Below are 20,194 nucleotides of genomic sequence, written 5' to 3'. Positions count from 1 at the left end.
ATCACCATCAAGTTAAAATTTTATAATGCTCCAAAACGAAAAATTTGAGTCTTTTATAGCAATGAAGTTCATTTTATCGTTTTGGGGCAACCTGATCTGTTAGGTTGATGGACATGGAGTACTGCCAACAAGACGCGAATTTTGCACGCTAAGAAAAAAAAAACAATAAGCTGTCCACATGGACAGCTTATTTACATAATTCTCGTTATTGGTAGTAAGAAAAAGACGAATCTCTACTTTCAAAAGGAATTTGCCTTTTTCTTTTTTAAATTTATATTGTTTACTTATTTTCGACTTCATTTTTACCGATTTGATAACCTAAAATTGCTCCTAGTGTCAATAAGAAAAAAATACTCCATTCAAATTTACCTGTAACAAAATTAAATATTAAATTAGATACAAATACTCCAATAATAAATAAAAATAATTTATTAAATTTCATTATTAACGCTCCTTTTTAATTAACAAATCAAGAACATAAATATATTCTTGATAAAAGTAAGGAAAACCTTTTATTCTTGTATATCCTATACATATCTAATTAACATAACGTCTCATTATCGGTAGCAAGTTTTTCATAGAATCCTTGTTTTTACTAAATTTTTTGTCTCTATGTCTATCTATCTCTTATACAAGATTTTATACATCATTGATATAGCGGGGATTCTAGGGATCTTCGCTATTCTTTTTTGCATAAAATCTTGTATAGAAAAGTAGTTAGACTAGTGTGTTTTACTTCGGTTCATTTCAAAATATAATTGAAAATTCATCTTTAAATTAAAAAAAGAAGGTGTTACCTTTATATATTAATAACTTCGAAATATTGTATAACAGAAAATTTTTATGCATTATGATTAGCATTGTTTATTGTGCTAACGAATCAGGATAGTGTGGCGACCGACTATATAGTTGCTTATCCTCAATTATTAGAAGGGAAGTTCTATCATTTCGCGAATTGATTAGACATAGACGAGTGCTATAATTTTCTATATCTACATAAAGAGGTGACTACGCATGAATCAAAGACCGTCAGAAGAAGAATACGCCGGGGGCTCCGGCGAATATATCCGTTTGGTGCCGGACGGTAACATCATCGACATTCTGCTCGCCCAGGAAAAGCAAATGACCGAGCTCCTGGCATCGTTGACCGAAAGCCAGGCCGCATATCGGTATGCGGAAGGAAAATGGACGCTGAAAGAAGTCGTGGGCCACATTGCAGACGCGGAACGCGTCATGACCTACCGCCTGCTCCGGTTCGCAAGAGGGGACCAGACGTCTCTGACCGGTTTCGATCAGGAATTGTTCATGCCTCCTTTCGGAAGCTGGACAACCGCGCAATTGGCCGAAGACTACCGGGCCGTACGGCAATCAACGATCACATTGCTGCGCGGGCTACCGGCGGAGGCGTGGACCCGCAAGGGCACAGCCAACAACCTAAGCATTACGGCGCGCGCCCTCGCGTACGGCATCGCAGGACACGAACTTCATCACATGGGGGGCATCCGAAACCGGTACTTGAGTTAATCATCAGCTGAGATCTCTGGAATGGAACAAACACCTCTCATACAACCTTAGATACCGTTCTTATTGGGGTCCCACCCCATACCCATCAACTTAAGAATTTTATAACACCCCCAGGATGAAAATTTCGTGTATTTTTAATAGAAAACGGCTTATTTTTTCGTTTAGGGGGTATTTGTTTTTCTTAGCTTGATAGTGATGGGGCACTACTCTATAATGGTCAAATTAAAATTAAAAACAGTTATAAAGACTCCATTCCTCCGAAATATTGTAACTATTAAGTTGTAAAAAGAACCGTAGTTTTTCACTTTTGAAAAAGCTATGGTCTTTTTAATTGTAGCAAAGATATGATGCGAGGGAGGTTTTTATAAATCAAAAAAAATTGATTAATTAGTTGCATAAAGAACTAAACAGTGTATATACTATAAACATCAAAAAAAGTTGATGAAGGGAGAGTGAACTAAAGTGGCACAAGATTTTCAGCTCTATGAGAAAAAATTTAAAGCGTTGGCAGATCAAAAACGTTTAGAAATCATGTATGAGCTTTGTCAGCGAGGCCAGACGTGTGTATGTGATTTAACTGAAGTTTTTGAAATGACACAATCTAAGTTGTCCTATCATTTAAAGATTTTATTAGATGCAGGTTTAATTGTAAAAGAAACAAAAGGTACGTGGAGTTATTATGATTTAAATGATGCGGAAGTAAATAATTTATTATCAGAAGAATTGTGTTGTATCTTTAGAAAAACAGGCAAAGGTAGCTGCTGTTAAAATTTTAATTTATTAATCAAAAAAAATTGATTAATGATATATAAAGAGGAGGAATAAGGTATGAGATATGTTCACGTTGGTATAAACGTTACGAATTTAGAGAAGTCTATTGAATTTTATGAAAAGGTATTTGGTGTTTCACCAGTTAAGGTGAAAACGGATTATGCAAAATTTTTATTAGAGACGCCAGGGCTTAATTTTACGCTGAACGTACGAGATGAGGTGAAGGGAAATCAGGTAAATCACTTTGGTTTCCAAGTGGATACAGCTGAAGAAATCACATTACATAAAGAAAGATTAGAAAAAGAAGGTTTCTTTGCGCGTGATGAGATGGATACAACTTGTTGCTATGCGGTTCAAGATAAGTTTTGGCTAACAGACCCTGATGGGAATGAGTGGGAATTCTTTTATACGAAAGCAGATAGTGATGTTCACAAAATAGAAGAATCATCTTGTTGCACGACTTCAAATGAGGTAGCTAAAAATTCTTGTTGTTAGTAGGAGATGGAAAATAAAATGAAACGTTTATCTTTTCTAGACCGATATTTAACACTATGGATTTTTCTAGCGATGGCTGTTGGGATTGGTTTAGGGTTTGTGTTTCCTAGTGTAGTAGACGGACTGAATACATTACAAGTTGGAACGACGTCTATTCCACTTGCTGTTGGTTTAATTGTAATGATGTATCCACCATTAGCGAAAGTTCGCTATGAGGAAATGGGCCGAGTATTTAAAGATGTTAAAGTGTTAGTTCTATCTTTAGTACAAAACTGGATTATTGGTCCGGTACTTATGTTTGTTTTAGCAATTATTTTTCTTCCTGATAAACCAGAATACATGGTTGGTCTCATTATGATTGGGTTAGCACGTTGTATTGCAATGGTCATTGTTTGGAACGATCTTGCCGATGGAGATAAAGAGTATGCGGCAGGTTTAGTTGCTTTTAATTCGGTATTTCAAATGTTATTCTTCTCAGTTTATGCATACGTGTTTGTAACCGTAATTCCAGAATGGTTAGGAATTGAAGGTGCTATTGTCGATATTACAATGATTGAAGTAGCAAAATCGGTATTTATCTATTTGGGAATTCCTTTTATAGCAGGTATGTTGACACGCTTTGTACTAGTTAAGCTAAAAGGAAGACAGTGGTATGAAAAGGTATTTATACCTAAGATTAGTCCACTTACACTACTCGCATTACTATTTACAATCATCGTTATGTTCTCTTTAAAAGGGGAAATGATTGTTAGCGTACCACTAGATGTAGTAAGAATAGCAATTCCATTACTCATTTATTTTATTGTAATGTTTTTTGTTTCTTTCTTTATGGGAAGAAAAATTGGTGCAAATTATCCGGTGACTACAACATTAGCATTTACAGCAGGTAGTAATAACTTTGAATTAGCGATTGCTGTAGCAGTTGGTGTGTTTGGTATTCATTCGGGCGCAGCATTCGCAGCTGTTATCGGTCCTTTAGTTGAAGTACCTGTAATGATTGCACTTGTAAACGTTGCTTTTTGGTTTAAACGTAAATATTTTAATGACCAACCAGTCTAAATTAAAAAATAAAGGTGGAAAATACCATGGAAAACAAAAAGACAATCTATTTCTTATGTACAGGAAATTCATGCCGAAGCCAAATGGCAGAAGCATGGGGAAAGAAATATTTAGGAGATAAGTGGAATGTGTATTCTGCAGGAATCGAAGCACATGGAGTAAATCCAAACGCAATTAAAGCAATGAATGAAGTAAATATAGACATAACAAATCAAACATCAGATATAATTGATGCAAACATTTTAAATAGTGCTGATTTAGTCGTTACGCTTTGTAGTCATGCAGATGCTGTATGCCCATCTACTCCGCCGCATGTGAATCGTGTTCACTGGGGATTTGATGATCCAGCAGGAAAAGAATGGTCTGAATTTCAACGTGTTCGCGATGAAATTGGAGAACGTATAAAACGATTTTCTGAAACAGGGGAGTAAATAAAGAAAAGAGTCAATCTTCTAGTGTGTTGGAGATTGGCTCTTTTTTATTATATATTTCATTGGTTTAAAACAACTATTAAAAAGAATAGAGAATATTCTGTCATAGTGGTAAAGTTAGAATAAAGCGGTTTCATAAAGGTGGTTTAACTTATGATTTCTGAATTAAGCAAGGATGATTTTTATAAATGTAGTAGTTTAATAAATGAACAAGGCCAAGTAGAAGTCAAAGCTGTAATTGCAGGGATGAATCCTGGTCGTATATTTGTAGATAACATATCTTCCCCTAATTCGGGTCTTATTTGGTTAGGCAATAATGATGGCTTCTTTTTTATAGGAAGTGCAGAAAATGAAAAGTTTAATAATGAAATTAATAGTTTTATTGATAATGTGATAGAGCCTGAGGCGAGAAAGGTTGGACTAAATTGTTTTGAAGCAATTGGTAATCATTCAAAGTGGAACAAAACAATTGAAAGAATATTTCAGCACCGTAACTTAAAGAGTTGGAATCAAAGAGTGTATACGCAAAAAAAAGAAGATTATGAAGATCATTATGGACCTAAAATTGAAGAAGGATATACAGTGCTAAAAATGAGTAAAGCTCTCTATGAAAATAAAGGAAACATATTGAAGAATATTGAATTTTTACAATCAAAAATTTTAGAGTTTTGGTCTTCACCGGATCGTTTTTTCAATGAGGGAATCGGTTATTGCATTGTCTATGATGATCTAATTGTGAGTGTTTGTTTTTCAGGGTTTGTATTTGACAATATACACTGCATAGATATTGAAACAATAGAAGGGCACCAAGGGAAAAAATTAGCTCAAAAGATAGCTCATAGTTTTGTGAAAGATTGTTTAGAGAATAACATTACTCCATATTGGGACTGTATGGAATTGAACAAGCCTTCTGTCGCAGTTGTGGAAAATGTAGGGTTTACAAATGTATGTAACTATGTAGGATATTATTTTCTATTTGATGAATAATTTGTTGATGCGATGAAACGATAGGCATGAGTTAGTTCTATAAGTTTATGAGCCGCAAATGCGGCTTTTTTATTTGTGTCGTAATTAGTTTTAGGATTCTTTTTTGAAAAACTGAATGATTTTTTTAGAATTATCCTCACGTAGATCATAACCTTCGCCGTGCGTTTCATCGCTCGCTTTTGCTATTACGATGTCACCATCAGATTCTATCCAAACAAAGAATTCTTGTATAGAATTATTTTGATAAGTAACCTTCATTTTTGAATGTATATAGTTTTTGGCCTCTTGATCTAGAAGGAGTGTTTTTTTCTCTGCGCTTTCCATACTTGTGAAAATTGTTTTCATATTTTCTTTATTTACTACTTGATTACTACTTTTTGAATTTACAGGACTAATCTCAAGTTTTCTCACTTCTTTTTGTTCAAACATAACGTTTTCATATACAATTTCTTTTTCTTTCACTGCTGTGGATGCTTCTTTATTGGAAGCTTTCGTTTCATTTGAATTACTTGTACATCCAATTAATAAGGTGATACTTAATGCTCCAATTATACCGAATTTTAAGGTCTTCAATAATATGCCTCCCATCTACTATTTTCTATAATTCTATTTCCTATTTGAAATATCCTAGCTATGCTTAATTAAGTGAAATAAATTTTGCTATGGGGAATAGGATGAATTGCTTGTACCCTAATTTTTTGTATGGAAGGAGAGAACGGGGTGAAACACATAATTAGGAATGTATTAATAAATTATTTTAAAGAAATCGACTCATTAGTACTCGAAGAAGAATTACATAATAATAGTTGGAATACAGATTTACACTATAAAATTAAGGTGAATGGAAAGCGATATTCCGCAAGGTTTATAAATAGTAAACGAACAATCAATCCAGCTTTTGGAACGTTATCAAATGAACAATTGAAAGAGCAAGTACGCTTTACATATTATTTACGTGAGCATGGAATTCCTTTTATGAAAATTAACAAGAATAGGTCAGGGGATTCATTTACAGTAGTCACTTGGAATGATGAACAGTACCGATTTGTATTGGCAAATTGGATTAAAGGAGAGCATCTTACACACGGCACAGAATCTATTGCAGAATCGTTTGGAAAGACGGCAAGAAAGATTCATGATATTTCTAGTACATTTCAAAGCTCGATTTTTCAAAAGAAATCTCATTTGGATGGGTATGCCCAGTTTAAAAGTATGTTAGAAAGTAAGGCGAGCGCATGTAAAGACGTACGGGAGTATATAAATCTAGCTAAATATCATATAGAGTGCGCATATACGAGTGAATTAGAGTTTATCGTACAAACAGACTTAAATCCTTTGAATGTTTTATGGGACTCAAATCAACAGGTAAAAGGAATTGTAGATTTTGAATCAATTGGATATGTAGATCGCATTGAAGGACTAGCCTTTTTAATAAAATGGTATTCTCGAACAGAAGGAATACAGTCACATGAAGTGTGTTCAAGTGTTGCTAGTTCATTTTTAGAAGGATATAAGGCTCATAATATTTTAACACCAAATGATTATGAGAGACTTTCTTCATTGTTATGGTTATCCGGTAGTTTGAATTGGAATTTTGTAAAGAAAACGCTAAGTGTATTAGATGATGCGAGGCGGTTAGAGGAGCATTTGAAAGTTTATAGAGTAAGGGGAGAGAGGTTGTCTTCATTATTAATTTGTAGATAACCTTTCTTCTCCTTTGAGATTTATAAAACAAAACATATGAGGTGTTCTAAAAATGAAATTACAAATTATATTGTTTGATGGTTTTGGAGAACTTGTCTCATTCGCACCATTTGAGGTACTCAAAAGAGCGATAGAAGAAGGGGCTCCATTTATGATTGAATTCGTCTCGAGTGAACCAAAACAAGAAGTTACTACTTCGTTTGGAGTTGCAGTTAAAGTACATGATTTTTTACGGATGGATAACCGTCCAGATTTGTTAATTGTACCTGGTGGTGGCTGGAATCATAAAGCTGAATATGGGGCACGAAAGCAAGCAGAGCTTGGAACTGTGACTAAAATGATTAGGGCGATGCACAATGAAGGAACGATTGTTGCTGGCGTTTGTACAGGAGGGATGCTACTAGCTGAATCCGGTATATTGAATGATAAAAAGGCAACAATGCATCATTTGGCGCAGAGTGAAATTAATAAATATGGAGCAGAACTTCTTCCTTACAGAATTGTGGATCAAGGCGATATTATTACTGCAAGAGGGGTCACTTCAGGAGTTGATTTGGGACTTTGGATCACGGAAAGATTCGCAAATCCTAAAATTGCAGCTGCCGTTGAATATAGAATGGAATATGAGAGGCGAGGTGTTGTCTGGAAGTAATTTGACTTCTTTTTTATCCTATTTTAAATGGTAGTAAGACTCCCACCTCAAAATTCAGCGAATGGGAGGGAGGGCTGCCCGTAAAAGCCCAATGGATATGTACTAATAATCAGTGGGGATGACAAAACTCATACTGATTAGAGTTTCATTTTATAACTTTTTACTTTATTAATAGTAGATTTGTTAGAAAGGATAATCATTAATTGATATAATGAATGGATGTGAAGTAGGCAATAGATAGAAAGATACTTCTAGCGATTTTATACTTAAAATGTAGGGAGATTGAACAGAGTTATGGGGACAGAAAAAGAGATTAGTTCCGCTAAATTAATATGGAAGATGACGCGCCCACACACATTAACGGCCACGTTTTCTCCTGTAATATTAGGGACTGTGGCATCACTTTATGTTGCCGAGATTCATTGGCTTTTATTTATTGCGATGATGTTTGCATGTTTAGCATTGCAAATAGCAACGAATTTATTTAATGAGTACTATGATTTCAAACGTGGATTAGATACTGCTGATTCTGTTGGAATTGGTGGCGGGATTGTCCGTCATGGATTGAAGCCGAAAAATGTTTTAACAGTTGCGCTTTTATTGTATGTGGTAGCAGCTTTTATTGGCATTTATATTTGTATGAATAGCAGCTGGTGGTTAGTTGTCATTGGTTTAATTGGGATGGCAGTTGGCTATTTATATACAGGCGGTCCATTACCAATTGCGTACACCCCGTTTGGAGAATTAGTTTCTGGATTGTTAATGGGGACATGTTTTGTACTCATTGCTTTCTTTATCCAAGCGAATACTGTAACGATTGAAAGTGTATTGATTTCCATTCCAATTGGAATTTTAGTAGGTGCAATCAATATGTCAAATAACATCCGAGATATCGAAGAAGATATTAAAGGTGGAAGAAAGACATTGGTAATCCTCCTTGGGAGGGAAAAAGCAGTGGTAACACTGGCTATAGCCTTTTTCATTGCTTATTTATGGATTGCTGTAATTGTATTAATGGGTTATATAAGCCCTTGGGCATTAGTTATGTTCCTAGGTTTGAAAAAGCCAATTTCTGCAATTCAAAGTTTCCAAAAAGGGAAAAAGAATCCTGGGTATATGCGCATTGCAATGAAATCAACAGCGATGACAAATACGATTTTTGGCTTCTTATTATCAGCAGGATTGTTAATTAGTTACTTGTTTTAAATGAAAAATATTGTTAAGTAACTTAACCCCAGTTTCTCAGTTTTAATATAGAGAGATTGGGGTTTTTATTTTGACTTTGTTTCATGTTAAAAACAGTTTCATTCGAAATGCAAATACCAATAAATTGCAACTTCATCACTTGTCTTATCCAAACCTGTATAAACAAGAAAATCAAATCCACCAATTACAAATCCGCATTTTTCATAGAACTTACATGCTGCGACATTATTATTTTGCGTTTCAAGCATGATACCTGGCATATTGCCTTCTTTTGTCCACTTCTTTGCTTGAGCAACTAATCTTTTACCAACCCCGAGTGTACGATATTTTTTATCCACCGTTATATCTTCTATGTAAGCATAGTTATTCCAATTCTTCTTCAATACTATGAATCCAATGATTTGGTTATGTAACAGTGCTATGTAAATTACTTGATTCGGTTTATTTATATAGTCATTGTAAGCAAGTTCTTCATTATCATATTGATTTTGTAAATAACTTTTTTCATAACTTGGAACGTCTTCTACTGTATATTCTATGCGTCTATTTACTTTGGAAAGAGAAAGAATTAACCGAGCATTCACTATAAAACTATCATCAATCTCCGGGAAATTGTCTAAATCATTTTTTTCTAACTTTCTAATTAAAAGGTTCATCGGAGTACCTCCAAATAATGTTATTTCTTCTGATTTTTTATTTGATTCAAATGAATTGTAATTACAAAATTATAATAGAATTTCAATAGTAAGGCTATCTCTGTATTTTATCTTTATACTAGCATGCTAGTATGAAAATATTGTTTAAAATGAAGCGAATCATTTTCGTCTAAACTTCCAGAAAGATCAACGTCTATAGTATCAACAAGGTTATTAAAAAATGAGATGATTTCATTAAAGAGTATTTTAGTGAAAGAAGGATTAAAGAAATGATCCTAGTTTTTTCTAAAACAGTGATTCCATTAAATAAATTAAGAGCATGTTCTGATTTATCTTTCTTCAGAGCATGCTTTTTTTGCTCGTTTCTATAAGTGTATTAGTACCAATTTAACAAATCATCAGTTACAAGTTACTTTATGGAACCTCATTTTAGAATAACTAACTTATAGAAAAAATTGAATAATTTTCATGTGTAAGGAGATTTTAAGAAGGAGATAGAGGGGATATTTTCCTGTTGTTTTCTAGACAAATGATTACTTACCCAAAAACCATGTGGTGGAACGGTCACTAAAGCTTTTCTGTCAAGAAATCACTAACACTAAAGTTTAAGTATAAAAACATAAACCATTCGATAAATGGGGTAGTATGATGAAAAAACTTAGTAGAAATCGTTTGAGAAAAGATATTCAGGAACTTGAGAGTGCAAGTATGCAGATCCAAAATGATCAAGAGTGTGAACTCAAGCAGAGTGTATGTGCGAATGAAGAAGTTTTGAGACAAGTTTTTGAAAATTGTTCCGATATTGTATTTCGTCCACTTCTCATAAATAGTCAAACTAAAATTCTTTTTATTTATATAGATGGATTAATTGACACTAAGATTGTGGAACAAGTTGTTTTCAAACCAATGATGTTTGAAGGTTTGCCTAGTGGAGTAAAGAGTGAGGATTCGGTAGGAGAAATTATACAAAAACAGCTTATTGCGGTTTCTCAAGTAAAGACGATTTCAAAAGTTCATGAGGTTATAGAAGCGATATTGAAAGCGAATATCGTCATTTTAACAGAAGGAGAGAGTCAAGCTCTAGTCGCTGATTTAAAAGGGTTTGAAAAACGAGGTATTGAAGAACCGGCTGCCGAGATCTCTGTTCGTGGCCCTCGGGACGGATTTACCGAAACGTTAAGGGTGAATACGAGCCTAATTCGCCGAAGGATTCGGAGTCAAAAACTAAAAATGGAGCCTTATTCCATTGGGGAATTATCACAGACAGATGTGGTAATTGCCTATATTGAGGGCATTGCACCCGATTCGATTTTGGATGAAGTTCGCCAAAGGGTCAAGCGAATTCAAATTGATGGGGTATTGGAGTCAGCTTTTATTGAAGAGTTTATCGAGGATCAACCCTTTTCTCCCTTTCCGCAAATTCAAAATACCGAGCGGCCAGATGCAGTTTGTGCAAGTTTGTTAGAGGGGAAAGTCGCCATTTTAGTCGATAATACACCTTTCGTTTTAATCGTTCCTATGACATTTTGGACAGGTTTGCAAGCAGCGGAGGATTATTATGAGCGCTCCATCTACACGACTTTTGTTCGATGGATACGTTTAATATTAATTAATATTTCATTATTTCTTCCGTCTCTCTATGTTGCTATTACAACTTTTCACCCGAAATTAATTCCGACAAATTTGCTTATTAGTATTGCAGCTGCGCGAGAAGGTATTCCTTTTCCTGCCGTTATAGAAGCGCTAATGATGGAATTTTTATTTGAAGGTTTGAGGGAAGCGGGCGTTCGGTTACCAAAACCCGTTGGATCGGCAGTTAGCATTGTGGGGGCACTTGTTATCGGGCAAGCTGCTGTCCAAGCAGGTATTATTTCCGCACCTTTAGTTATTGTTGTGGCGACAACCGGTATTGCGTCATTTGCGTTCCCGCGCTACAACCTAGGAACAGCTTACCGGATGTTACGCTTTCCTATGCTGTTATTGGCAGGGATGCTTGGGCTATACGGTATAGCAATAAGTACCCTTGCGATTTTGATTCATTTAACTAATATTCGTTCTTTTGGTATTCCGTATTTAAGTCCAGTTGCGCCTCAGACTCCGCGTGATTTAAAGGATGTTTTTCTCCGAACACCTCGTTGGAATATGACACACCGCCCAATAATGGTATCTGGTGAAGAGAAAGTTCGTTTTCCAGATGGACAAAAGCCAGATGCGAAACGGGGAGGAGAAACGGAATGAGTCTGCACAAGGCGCTCTGTATGATACTGGTCGTTTCATTATGCTTCTTGACGGGATGTTGGGATCGTACGGAGTTAAATGATCTGGCGATTGAATTAGGGTGGGGACTTGATCAAGCGAAGAATAATAAGGTTGAAATTAGTGCTCAGTTTATTATCCCATCAAAAATGGGAATGGGACAGAGTGGAAGAAGTAATGCAGGAAAATCGGTTTTTATAGAATCAGGAATTGGAAAGGATACACATGAAGCTGTACAAATGATGCAAACAAAAATGTCGAGAGAAATCTTTCGAGGGCACCAGCGTGTAATATTGATTGGAGAAAAAATGGCTAAAAATGGCCTCGCTTCAGTTTTAGATGCATATAGCCGCGATCCTGACATTCGATTACGAGCAGATGCGTTTGTAATAAAGGGGCATACTGCAAAAGAGTTTTTGAAAGCATCCATCCCCTTAGAATCTATCCCGGCACTTGGGGCACTGAAAGAGCATATGCAAATAGAGGCGTTAGGAGATATGTCTTTATTAAATTTTCTTATTGCTAGTACGAGTGATGGAATCACTCCGATTTTACCTGTTATTAAACTAAATGTGTCTCATAAAAAAGGAAAAACTGAGGTCAAAGGGTTTCAAATTGTAGGTGGTGCTATATTTAACAACGATTTCAAATTGGTAGGGTATATAAACATGCAGGAATGGTTAACTACTCTTTGGATAGTGAATCGTTTAAGTAAACAGACGGTTACAGCAAGCGCCTCTAAAGGAAATGGTAGTGCAAGTTTATATATGACAAAAATCAATAGAAAAATTATACCTACTATACAAGGGGACACAATTAAGTGTGATATTGTTTTTTCTGGCGAAGGAACAATTCAGGAGAATAATACGAATTTAGATCTTTCGCAGCCAAAAAATATAACTCTTTTAGAACATGTATTGGAAAAACAATCTGAAAAGCAAGCTCTCCAAACTATTAAAAAGGTTCAAAAACAATACGGAACCGATATCTTTGGATTTGGGGAAGCCATTCATCGAAAATATCCATCCGAATGGAAAGGGCTAAAAAAGAATTGGAGTAAACAATTTCGAAAAGTGCAGGTTTCTGTTCATACAAAGCTTACTATTCGGCGAGTAGGACTGACTGGACCACCGTTGCAGTTAAAGAAAAATGAAATGAAAAAATAAGGAGGAATATAGAGTGTGAGAAATTCAATGAAAATCTCTGGCAGGCAAATCTTTTGGATGATGTTCACATTTGAAGTGGGACAATCACTCCTTCTAGTTATTCCAGCGACGATTCGCACTGCCAAACAAGATGCATGGATTTCGATCTTGATTGCAGGGGGGATAGGGGTTGCTCTTACTTTTTTGGCAACTACACTTGGTTCGCTCTATCCGAAACAAACGCTAATTGAATTTAGTCAAACCATTCTTGGTAAATGGATAGGAAAGATACTGATGATTCCTTACTTCTTTGGATGGTACATGATAATTTGGATAACCGTCCGCGAATTTGGTGAGTTCATTATTATCGCTTTGTTTCATAATACACCTTTGTGGGTTATTGTCTTGACTGCAATGTTATTGCTCATTTTTATTATTTACCAAGGCGGGGTGGAAGGTATTGGACGTTTAAGTGAAATCATAGGGCCAATTGTACTTTTAATGATAACGTTTGTAATCATTTTGAATGTTGGCAATATGAATTGGGATTATATGCGGCCTATTTATCATGATTCTGGATGGCTTCCCATACTTAAAGGCTCCTATACTCCTGTAGCTGCATTTTTCGGGGAGGCTGTCATGATGATGATGTTTGTTTTCTTTATGGACAAACCAGAACAAGCGTCATCGCGGGCGATGTGGGGAGTAGGGCTGGCCGTTTTCATGGTAACGATCGGAACATTAGCGGTCATTTTAACATTCGGTCCGAATCTATCTTCAAGTTTTTTGTATCCGGTTTACGATTTGAGCCGGTACATATCCGTCATGGAGTTCATTCAAAATGTAGATATTTTGATAGTTATTATTTGGTTTTTTAGTATTTTTGTTAAACTGGCGTTATACATGTTTATCGCTTGTTATGGAACAGCACAAATATTTCATTTAAAGGATTGGCGAAAAGTAGCTTTGGTTCTTGCTCCTATTTCGTTCATCATAGCTGTATCAGTTAAAAATATCCAAACATTTACCCATTATTACTACATATTTTTTGTAATTCCAATTGCATTTCCCGTCTATGAGCTAGGAATTCCTTTACTATTATTGGTGGTTGGTAAAATTCGAAGGAAATATGCATAAACCTAATCGGATAATGTGTTCGAATGAGGGTATGAATAGCTTTTTGACTAAAATAAAAAGAGAAATAGCCTACTCACCAGTGTAGGCTATTTCGTTTATATATTACGTTACAAGAGCTTTCTTATTTTCTCCGGAATGTCCTTTTTAGAAATGCATGCAACAGAGTCTTTATAGTAAGAGTATCTTGTTGGGAATAACCCCAAAAAACATATATTGCAATATGAAAAATTAGTTTAATCCTAAAGGATACCTTACAACGATTCCTATAAATTTTTCTCAATAATTGAAAATAAAATCAATCCAGATTATTATATTGTTATTGTAATTATAAATGTAATTACATTTTATTGAAGGAGGATACATAGATGAAAAACTCAAAAGGCTCTATTGAATCAGAGATAAGCAAAGCAATTACTCACTGGGAAAAGGACTACCTAGGACGCGGATCTATATCCGTTAAGACAGATATATTACGGGATATGATTATCGTAAATTTACAAGGAATTTTAACGCCGGCTGAATATACTGTTTGCGAAACGAAAGACGGTATGTTAACGATAAAGAAAAATCGTTCGGAGTTAGTTGAATCTGGAATTGAAGATCTGAAAGAGATTATACTCGAATTGACTGGAGAAAAAGTGAAAAGCTTTCATACTGATATAAGTTCTCGTACAGGTGAACGAGTAATGATTTTTAAATTGTTTCATAATCTTGAAGAAAAATTTTAAAAATAAAAAACATCTTAAGGTTAGGGGAAGATAAATTAAAAACGTAGTGGGAGAATTAAGAAGCCTAAAAGTTTTGCACTTTATTTACATTTATTAACATGATAATAATTAAAAACTTGAAATTATTTACGTATAATGAATTTTCATTGAAATAACGCTTGAAAAAATGGATAAATAAATTGACAAACTGCTTAATATGATTTATCTTATAATTGTTTTAAAAATTAATAGATGCTTATTTTAACTGTTTGCTATAATTAAGGCTTTAGCATTTTTTTAATATGTAATATTGACTAAATGAAAAAGTTTCTTAATTGAAAGATAGCGCATAACATAAATTGATATATTGATTGCATAATCTAGGAGATCAGAGATATACTGTTATTTTTAATAGGAGTAATACATACATTACTATCCTCTATAAAATGGGAGCTCTTCAAAAAACTTTATTGAAGTTAGTTGAAGTGAAACCGACAATCTCCATAATTCAATGATGATATAAAATCATTGAATTATGGAAGTTGTCGGTTTTTTTTATGGAAAAAACGATGTACTAAAAAGAGTGAATAAAAATTGAAATTAAAAAAACTATCGTAATTAAAAGGAATTTTTATAGGTTATTTTCGTTTGGAAGGGAGTATTTTACATGTTAATTTCGCTAAGTTCATTAACACTGTTAACATTATTTTTTATCGCGCTTAGTGCTTCTTGGCTAAGTGGATTATTGTTTTTAAATGCAAGGATGCCTTTACGTTTTGTTCATATCCATATTGGTATCGCTGCTGTGCCTTCATTGGTTTCTTTGCTTGCACTTGTTAATAACAATGGAGATAGAGTTGTGGGGCCTTGGCGTCTAGATACTTTAGCTTGGTTAATGGCTTTCTTTGTTCTTACAATTGGTTTAATCATTCAGCGCTTTTCTGTACGTTACTTAATGGGGGATCGCTCATATCGAAAATACTTTGCACTTTTTACATTTACTACAGGTGTATCTTCTGTTGCATGGTTAAGTGATGATCTTCGTATAATGATTATTTGTTGGGGCGCAACGCTTATAGGATTGGTTCTACTCATAGGGCTAAATAAAGGGTGGAAAGTAGTTAGTGAAGCAACAAAAATCTCTGGCTATTTATTTACAATAAGTTGGATTGCCTTACTATCAGCTATCATCTGGCTGTTTCAAATAACTGGACAGTGGCAGTTAACATCAGTTTTAGCGAATGAAAATTTAGTGCAACATGGAACATTGGAAAGAACAGCAATCAATTTATTAATTATATTGGCTGTGATGATTCCAGCAGCACAATGGCCTTTTCAAAGGTGGTTAATTGAGTCTGCTGTTGCTCCAACTCCTGTTTCTGCTATTATGCATGCGGGTTTAGTAAATGCTGGCGGTATCATGTTAACTAGATTTTCACCTCTTTTTCATGATGATATTGCACAAATCATTTTACTAATTTTCTCTAGTATTTCTGTCTTAATAGGTACAGGAATTAGTTTAGTCCAAGTTGATTATAAACGTCAGCTAGTAGGTTCAACTATTGCGCAAATGGGATTTATGCTGATTCAATGTGCATTAGGCGCCTATTTAGCGGCTGTTATTCATTTAATTTTACATGGTTTGTTTAAAGCTACACTGTTTTTACAAGCTGGTTCTTCAGTAGAACGTTTTGGGGTAGTGAAGCAGTCTAATGAAAAGATGTCCAATTTATGGATTATAGTCGGGCGTGTTTTAGGATTATTTATAGCAATTACTTTCTGGTTTATGACTTCTGGAGAGGGGTATCAACTAGTTAGTGCGTTAATATTAGGGTGGTCACTATACTTTTCATGGAAACAGCTTGTTGTTTTTGGAGAGGGAAGAATGGGACGAATTGCTGGCTTAATTGTTTTGATTGGATTCTCTCAAATTTACTTTACTGTTCATAATTCTCTTTATAAATGGTTGCATACTAATATTTATCAAAGTGTTCAACCTTCAGCTCCAGCCGTTATCTTTGTTATATGTATTTTACTATTTAGTAGTGTTATTAGTACTTTCGTTACTCGTCATCAATCTTCTACTTTATTCGCTGTACTTTATCTTTGGTTAGTTCGAGTAGGTGAGGCGAGACGAAAGTCAGTAGAAAGTCACCCAAGCTATCTGAAACATTATGTATCAAAGGGAGGTAATTCGTGATGAGCATACCATCAATATTAAAGAAAGATACAAACATTGATATGCAAGAAAATACTATAAATGATTTAGTTGCATCTGCTAGCCGAGTTATTGCACCACTTTGGCCTATCTCTACGTTTGCGGCTCATCACCCTTGGATGGGGCTTGAAAAGCAATCATTTGAACAAGTCGCAAATTGGTTAAAAGAAGCTCGTAATGTAGATATTTATCCTAGTGCCTCCATGATTCATTCGGCAAAGGCAAAAGGTGAGATTGAGGAATCATTTTTACAAATTGGCTTGTCTCGTTGGCTTGATTCACAATCTTTTCATATTCCGCGAGAGAAAGCAGAGCGATTTTGCCAAGCCGCTTTAAAGTTAGAAAAATTACCTTCTAGTCTATTATCATCGCCAGAAGTAAATAAATTGGCAGAAGAAATGAGTTATATAAATACAGCAAGTATGAAAGCCTCTGTTATGCAGCCAATAAGTTCGCTTATAGAGAATCAAAATAGTGAAAACCTATCTGATGTTCTTAATTATCATATCATTAAATGGTGTAAATTATATCTTGATGACTCCGGATCAAGTTGGACGATGCCAAATCGAGAGAAAGGTTTTTATCGTGCATGGCACCACCTTATTAAATTTGATCCAGCGCTCAGTAAAAATGAGCGTAAAGTTGTAAAAGATTGGCCACAAGATGCCGAAGTAGCTTTAGCGAGAGCATTATCTGAACTAGGAATTTCTGAATCTAATATACAAGCTTACCTTGAAGGGCACTTACTTTCTTTGCCTGGGTGGGCAGGAATGATACGATGGCGCTCACAACAATCAATTCAGGAACAGGAACTTCTCATAGAATATTTAGCAGTTCGAATTTCTATGGAGCTGGCTATTGCAAAACCTTATTTACCTTTAAAAAATCAAAAGGTTGAGAAAAAAGTTTCGATCGTCCCACTTATAGCTTCTTGGATCTATTGGGGGAATATTTCAACACGGGAATGGTTACAAATGCCTACTGCTGAACAAAGTGAATTATTAGTATTCGCTTATCGTTTTGATGAAAATATTCGCAGAAAACTTTGGCTGGAAGCTTGGGAACAAACGCATGCAGAGCAATTAAGGGAGAAGATTGCTTCTAAACAACGTGCAACCGATGATAAAAAGCGTGTATTAGCTCAATTAGCATTCTGTATTGATGTACGTTCAGAACCGTTTCGTCGCCATCTTGAAAAATTAGGTCCGTTTGAAACATTTGGGATAGCTGGTTTCTTTGGCTTACCAATTGCAACTAGTGAACTAGGTAGTAATAACAATCATCCTTCTTTGCCAGTTATACTCAAACCGAAACATCAAATAAAAGAGCTCACAAATGAAAATGAACTTAAATCTTATGAGCAACGTAAGAGGGTAGGCAGTTCGATACGTTATACATTTAAAACGATGAAACAGAACGTACTGACAAGTATGGCGCTACCTGAGTTAAGTGGTCCTTTACTTGGTCTACAGATGGTGACAAGAAGTTTTGTCCCAAGAGGAGTTGGTGGTTTCATTCGTAACCTTCGTAAAACGATGTTACAAAAACCTGATACAACATTCTCGCTTAATCATGTTCATGACACAAAGGGTGAGATACCTATCGGTTTTACTAAAGAAGAAAAAGTGAACTATGTGCGTCAAGCTTTAAAAATGGTGGGACTGACAGAAAAATTTGCTCCTTTAGTTGTAATGTGCGGACATAGTAGTCAAAGTACGAACAATCCTTATGCTGCAGCACTTGAGTGTGGTGCGTGTGGCGGAGCAGCAGGGGGATTCAATGCAAGAGTTTTTGCTACTTTATGTAATCTTCCAGAAGTGAGAGAGGCGTTGTTTGCTGAAGGTATTAAAATTCCTGAGGATACCATTTTTGCAGCAGCTGAACATAAAACAACAGTGGATGAATTGGAATGGATTTACGTCCCAGAACTTTCGGAAACTGCGCAAGAAGCATTTGATTGTATCGAGTCGATTATGCCAAATGTGAGCCAACATGCAAGTAGAGAGCGTTTAACGCAATTACCAAATTTTAAAACGAAAATAAAAAATGCGAGTAAAGAGGCGCATCGATTTGCAGAAGATTGGAGTGAAATACGTCCAGAATGGGGATTAGCTCGTAATGCATCTTTTATTATCGGGCAACGAGAATTAACTCAGGATTGTGACTTAGAAGGTAGGGCTTTCCTCCATAATTATGATTGGAAACAGGATGAAAGTGGCGATATATTAGCTAACATTATTGCAGGACCAGGAACAGTAGCTCAGTGGATAAATCTACAATACTACGCTTCAACTGTAGCTCCTCATTATTATGGTAGTGGAAACAAAACAACCCAAACCGTAACGGCGGGTCTTGGTGTTATGCAGGGAAATGCAAGTGATTTGTTGACAGGCTTACCTTGGCAATCCGTTATGCAGTCAGATAGTGAGACGTATCATTCACCACTTCGTTTACTAATTGTAATTCAAGCGCCTATTGAATATATAGAGCGTTTGCTAAATAATGATTTCGCATTTCGAGAAAAAGTTCAAAATAGATGGGTTAGACTTGCAAGTGTTGATCCAGAGGGACGCTGGAAAAACTGGTAACAATCATGCAATGCATAATCAACTATTGTTACTAGCTTAAAAATTTCATAAATACAATAATGAAGAAGGAGTGCTCCATATGAATTCAAAGAATAAAAAAGTTTTATTGTTAACAGACATTGAACATGGAATAGAGCCTATTATCCAACAAGTAACTAACATTCAACAAGAAAACATGTTGACTATACACAGCTACGATTCTGTAATTGTACATCCTTATGGAGATATAATGAGATCTATTATTATTGCTATTTATCAAGAAAATGTTGAAGAAATTTTTGTTGTAGGAATAGAGGATAAAGAAACTTCTTCAGTTAATCTACAAACTCAACATGATTTCATAAAAGATAATATAGAATTAGACTATCTCTTTAAAAATTGCATGCCTGAATTTTCAAGTGGTAGCCTGAATGCATGGCTAAGTGGACAAGAAAATGTTAGTGAAAATATTAAGAAGAGTATAGATATGATTCGTCAGCATCCGTTAGTACCTTCTGATATTAAAGTTCATGGTTTCATGATTGATAGAACAGGTGGAAAAGAAACGGTTGCAAAAGTTTCTGCTAATAAAGTAGTTGAATACATTAACTAATCTATTAGGGACAAATAAATTCTTAGGTATAAATTACTGTTATATAATAAAATTTAATATGTTTTA

The 20,194-nt window shown here is 35.1% G+C and carries 19 protein-coding genes; 16 read left to right on the top strand and 3 right to left on the bottom strand.

The window, feature by feature from the left end; genetic code table 11:
- Positions 1-280: 280 nt before the first annotated feature.
- Positions 281-442, bottom strand: coding sequence for a hypothetical protein (locus ACS2MN_RS09310; RefSeq protein ID WP_000671229.1), 162 nt, complete (start codon positions 440-442; stop codon positions 281-283).
- 572 nt (positions 443-1,014) lie between these two features.
- Here ACS2MN_RS09310 and ACS2MN_RS09305 point away from each other — a divergent pair.
- The 6 genes from ACS2MN_RS09305 to ACS2MN_RS09280 all read left to right on the top strand — a co-directional run bounded on the left by ACS2MN_RS09305 (position 1,015) and on the right by ACS2MN_RS09280 (position 5,267).
- Positions 1,015-1,524, top strand: coding sequence for a DinB family protein (locus tag ACS2MN_RS09305; RefSeq protein ID WP_001076291.1), 510 nt, complete (start codon positions 1,015-1,017; stop codon positions 1,522-1,524).
- 462 nt (positions 1,525-1,986) lie between these two features.
- Positions 1,987-2,292, top strand: coding sequence for an arsenical resistance operon transcriptional regulator ArsR (gene arsR, locus ACS2MN_RS09300; RefSeq protein WP_000046018.1), 306 nt, complete (start codon positions 1,987-1,989; stop codon positions 2,290-2,292).
- Between the two features lie 60 nt (positions 2,293-2,352).
- Complete coding sequence (locus ACS2MN_RS09295) at positions 2,353-2,790, top strand: ArsI/CadI family heavy metal resistance metalloenzyme (RefSeq protein WP_001271012.1); 438 nt, start codon at positions 2,353-2,355, stop codon at positions 2,788-2,790.
- An 18-nt stretch (positions 2,791-2,808) separates the two neighbouring features.
- A complete protein-coding gene (gene arsB / locus ACS2MN_RS09290) occupies positions 2,809-3,849 on the top strand; it encodes an ACR3 family arsenite efflux transporter (protein ID WP_000826571.1) in 1,041 nt (346 codons plus the stop codon).
- A 26-nt stretch (positions 3,850-3,875) separates the two neighbouring features.
- The gene (arsC, locus tag ACS2MN_RS09285; RefSeq protein WP_000428336.1) at positions 3,876-4,280 is read left to right on the top strand and encodes an arsenate reductase (thioredoxin); all 405 of its coding nucleotides are present in this window, start codon (positions 3,876-3,878) and stop codon (positions 4,278-4,280) included.
- 153 nt (positions 4,281-4,433) lie between these two features.
- On the top strand, positions 4,434-5,267 hold the full coding sequence (locus ACS2MN_RS09280; protein ID WP_000622589.1) for a GNAT family N-acetyltransferase: 834 nt from the start codon (positions 4,434-4,436) through the stop codon (positions 5,265-5,267).
- Between the two features lie 90 nt (positions 5,268-5,357).
- Here the strand turns inward: ACS2MN_RS09280 and ACS2MN_RS09275 are convergent, their stop codons facing one another.
- The gene (locus ACS2MN_RS09275) at positions 5,358-5,840 is read right to left on the bottom strand and encodes a hypothetical protein (RefSeq protein WP_000854079.1); all 483 of its coding nucleotides are present in this window, start codon (positions 5,838-5,840) and stop codon (positions 5,358-5,360) included.
- A 129-nt stretch (positions 5,841-5,969) separates the two neighbouring features.
- On the opposite strand from ACS2MN_RS09275, the gene ACS2MN_RS09270 reads away from it, so the two are divergent.
- From ACS2MN_RS09270 to menA, 3 genes are all read left to right on the top strand, one after another.
- On the top strand, positions 5,970-6,971 hold the full coding sequence (locus ACS2MN_RS09270) for a phosphotransferase enzyme family protein (RefSeq protein WP_015000683.1): 1,002 nt from the start codon (positions 5,970-5,972) through the stop codon (positions 6,969-6,971).
- Between the two features lie 52 nt (positions 6,972-7,023).
- A complete protein-coding gene (locus ACS2MN_RS09265; RefSeq protein WP_000775810.1) occupies positions 7,024-7,623 on the top strand; it encodes a DJ-1/PfpI family protein in 600 nt (199 codons plus the stop codon).
- 294 nt (positions 7,624-7,917) lie between these two features.
- Entirely contained in the window at positions 7,918-8,829 is a 912-nt protein-coding gene (menA, locus tag ACS2MN_RS09260; RefSeq protein WP_000536361.1) for a 1,4-dihydroxy-2-naphthoate polyprenyltransferase, read from the top strand.
- Positions 8,830-8,927: 98 nt separating this feature from the next.
- Here the strand turns inward: menA and satA are convergent, their stop codons facing one another.
- Positions 8,928-9,485, bottom strand: a complete 558-nt coding sequence (gene satA, locus ACS2MN_RS09255; RefSeq protein ID WP_001050468.1) for a streptothricin N-acetyltransferase SatA — start codon at positions 9,483-9,485, stop codon at positions 8,928-8,930.
- 645 nt (positions 9,486-10,130) lie between these two features.
- Between satA and ACS2MN_RS09250 the strand changes: the two genes are divergently transcribed.
- From ACS2MN_RS09250 to ACS2MN_RS09220, 7 genes are all read left to right on the top strand, one after another.
- Positions 10,131-11,723 carry a spore germination protein gene (locus tag ACS2MN_RS09250; RefSeq protein ID WP_098710318.1) on the top strand — a complete coding sequence of 531 codons (1,593 nt, stop codon included), beginning with the start codon at positions 10,131-10,133 and terminating at the stop codon, positions 11,721-11,723.
- Positions 11,720-12,907, top strand: coding sequence for a Ger(x)C family spore germination protein (locus ACS2MN_RS09245; protein ID WP_098710317.1), 1,188 nt, complete (start codon positions 11,720-11,722; stop codon positions 12,905-12,907). The genes ACS2MN_RS09250 and ACS2MN_RS09245 overlap by 4 nt, the downstream gene beginning before the upstream one ends.
- Positions 12,908-12,934: 27 nt before the next feature.
- Positions 12,935-14,023: a GerAB/ArcD/ProY family transporter gene (locus tag ACS2MN_RS09240; protein WP_346994544.1), complete on the top strand. Its 1,089-nt coding sequence runs from the start codon at positions 12,935-12,937 to the stop codon at positions 14,021-14,023.
- 365 nt (positions 14,024-14,388) lie between these two features.
- Complete coding sequence (locus tag ACS2MN_RS09235) at positions 14,389-14,751, top strand: DUF2294 domain-containing protein (protein WP_000798162.1); 363 nt, start codon at positions 14,389-14,391, stop codon at positions 14,749-14,751.
- 646 nt (positions 14,752-15,397) lie between these two features.
- Positions 15,398-16,930, top strand: a complete 1,533-nt coding sequence (locus tag ACS2MN_RS09230; protein ID WP_000908892.1) for an NADH dehydrogenase subunit 5 — start codon at positions 15,398-15,400, stop codon at positions 16,928-16,930.
- Complete coding sequence (locus tag ACS2MN_RS09225) at positions 16,930-19,536, top strand: DUF2309 domain-containing protein (protein WP_346994509.1); 2,607 nt, start codon at positions 16,930-16,932, stop codon at positions 19,534-19,536. Before ACS2MN_RS09230 ends, ACS2MN_RS09225 begins: the two co-directional genes overlap by 1 nt.
- A gap of 79 nt (positions 19,537-19,615) precedes the next feature.
- Positions 19,616-20,128 carry a carbonic anhydrase gene (locus ACS2MN_RS09220; protein ID WP_346994510.1) on the top strand — a complete coding sequence of 171 codons (513 nt, stop codon included), beginning with the start codon at positions 19,616-19,618 and terminating at the stop codon, positions 20,126-20,128.
- Positions 20,129-20,194: the final 66 nt, after the last annotated feature.

Origin of the sequence: Bacillus cereus group sp. BceL062 (assembly GCF_051780025.1) — a bacterium.
GTDB classification, from domain to species: Bacteria; Bacillota; Bacilli; order Bacillales; family Bacillaceae_G; genus Bacillus_A; species Bacillus_A toyonensis.
The sequence above is the reverse complement of the archived record's forward strand: the minus strand, read 5'-3'. Positions and strand labels throughout refer to the sequence as shown.

Excerpts from the sequence above, each read along its gene's own strand:
- ACS2MN_RS09240 (WP_346994544.1), top strand. The coding sequence starts at position 12,935 with ATGAAAATCTCTGGCAGGCAAATCTTTTGGATGATGTTCACATTTGAA.
- ACS2MN_RS09265 (WP_000775810.1), top strand. The coding sequence starts at position 7,024 with ATGAAATTACAAATTATATTGTTTGATGGTTTTGGAGAACTTGTCTCA.
- ACS2MN_RS09235 (WP_000798162.1), top strand. The coding sequence starts at position 14,389 with ATGAAAAACTCAAAAGGCTCTATTGAATCAGAGATAAGCAAAGCAATT.
- ACS2MN_RS09270 (WP_015000683.1), top strand. The coding sequence starts at position 5,970 with ATGGAAGGAGAGAACGGGGTGAAACACATAATTAGGAATGTATTAATA.
- ACS2MN_RS09280 (WP_000622589.1), top strand. The coding sequence starts at position 4,434 with ATGATTTCTGAATTAAGCAAGGATGATTTTTATAAATGTAGTAGTTTA.
- ACS2MN_RS09245 (WP_098710317.1), top strand. The coding sequence starts at position 11,720 with ATGAGTCTGCACAAGGCGCTCTGTATGATACTGGTCGTTTCATTATGC.
- ACS2MN_RS09305 (WP_001076291.1), top strand. The coding sequence starts at position 1,015 with ATGAATCAAAGACCGTCAGAAGAAGAATACGCCGGGGGCTCCGGCGAA.
- ACS2MN_RS09250 (WP_098710318.1), top strand. The coding sequence starts at position 10,131 with ATGATGAAAAAACTTAGTAGAAATCGTTTGAGAAAAGATATTCAGGAA.
- arsB (WP_000826571.1), top strand. The coding sequence starts at position 2,809 with ATGAAACGTTTATCTTTTCTAGACCGATATTTAACACTATGGATTTTT.
- ACS2MN_RS09225 (WP_346994509.1), top strand. The coding sequence starts at position 16,930 with ATGAGCATACCATCAATATTAAAGAAAGATACAAACATTGATATGCAA.
- ACS2MN_RS09295 (WP_001271012.1), top strand. The coding sequence starts at position 2,353 with ATGAGATATGTTCACGTTGGTATAAACGTTACGAATTTAGAGAAGTCT.
- ACS2MN_RS09230 (WP_000908892.1), top strand. The coding sequence starts at position 15,398 with ATGTTAATTTCGCTAAGTTCATTAACACTGTTAACATTATTTTTTATC.
- menA (WP_000536361.1), top strand. The coding sequence starts at position 7,918 with ATGGGGACAGAAAAAGAGATTAGTTCCGCTAAATTAATATGGAAGATG.
- ACS2MN_RS09310 (WP_000671229.1), bottom strand. The coding sequence starts at position 442 with ATGAAATTTAATAAATTATTTTTATTTATTATTGGAGTATTTGTATCT.
- ACS2MN_RS09220 (WP_346994510.1), top strand. The coding sequence starts at position 19,616 with ATGAATTCAAAGAATAAAAAAGTTTTATTGTTAACAGACATTGAACAT.
- satA (WP_001050468.1), bottom strand. The coding sequence starts at position 9,485 with ATGAACCTTTTAATTAGAAAGTTAGAAAAAAATGATTTAGACAATTTC.
- arsC (WP_000428336.1), top strand. The coding sequence starts at position 3,876 with ATGGAAAACAAAAAGACAATCTATTTCTTATGTACAGGAAATTCATGC.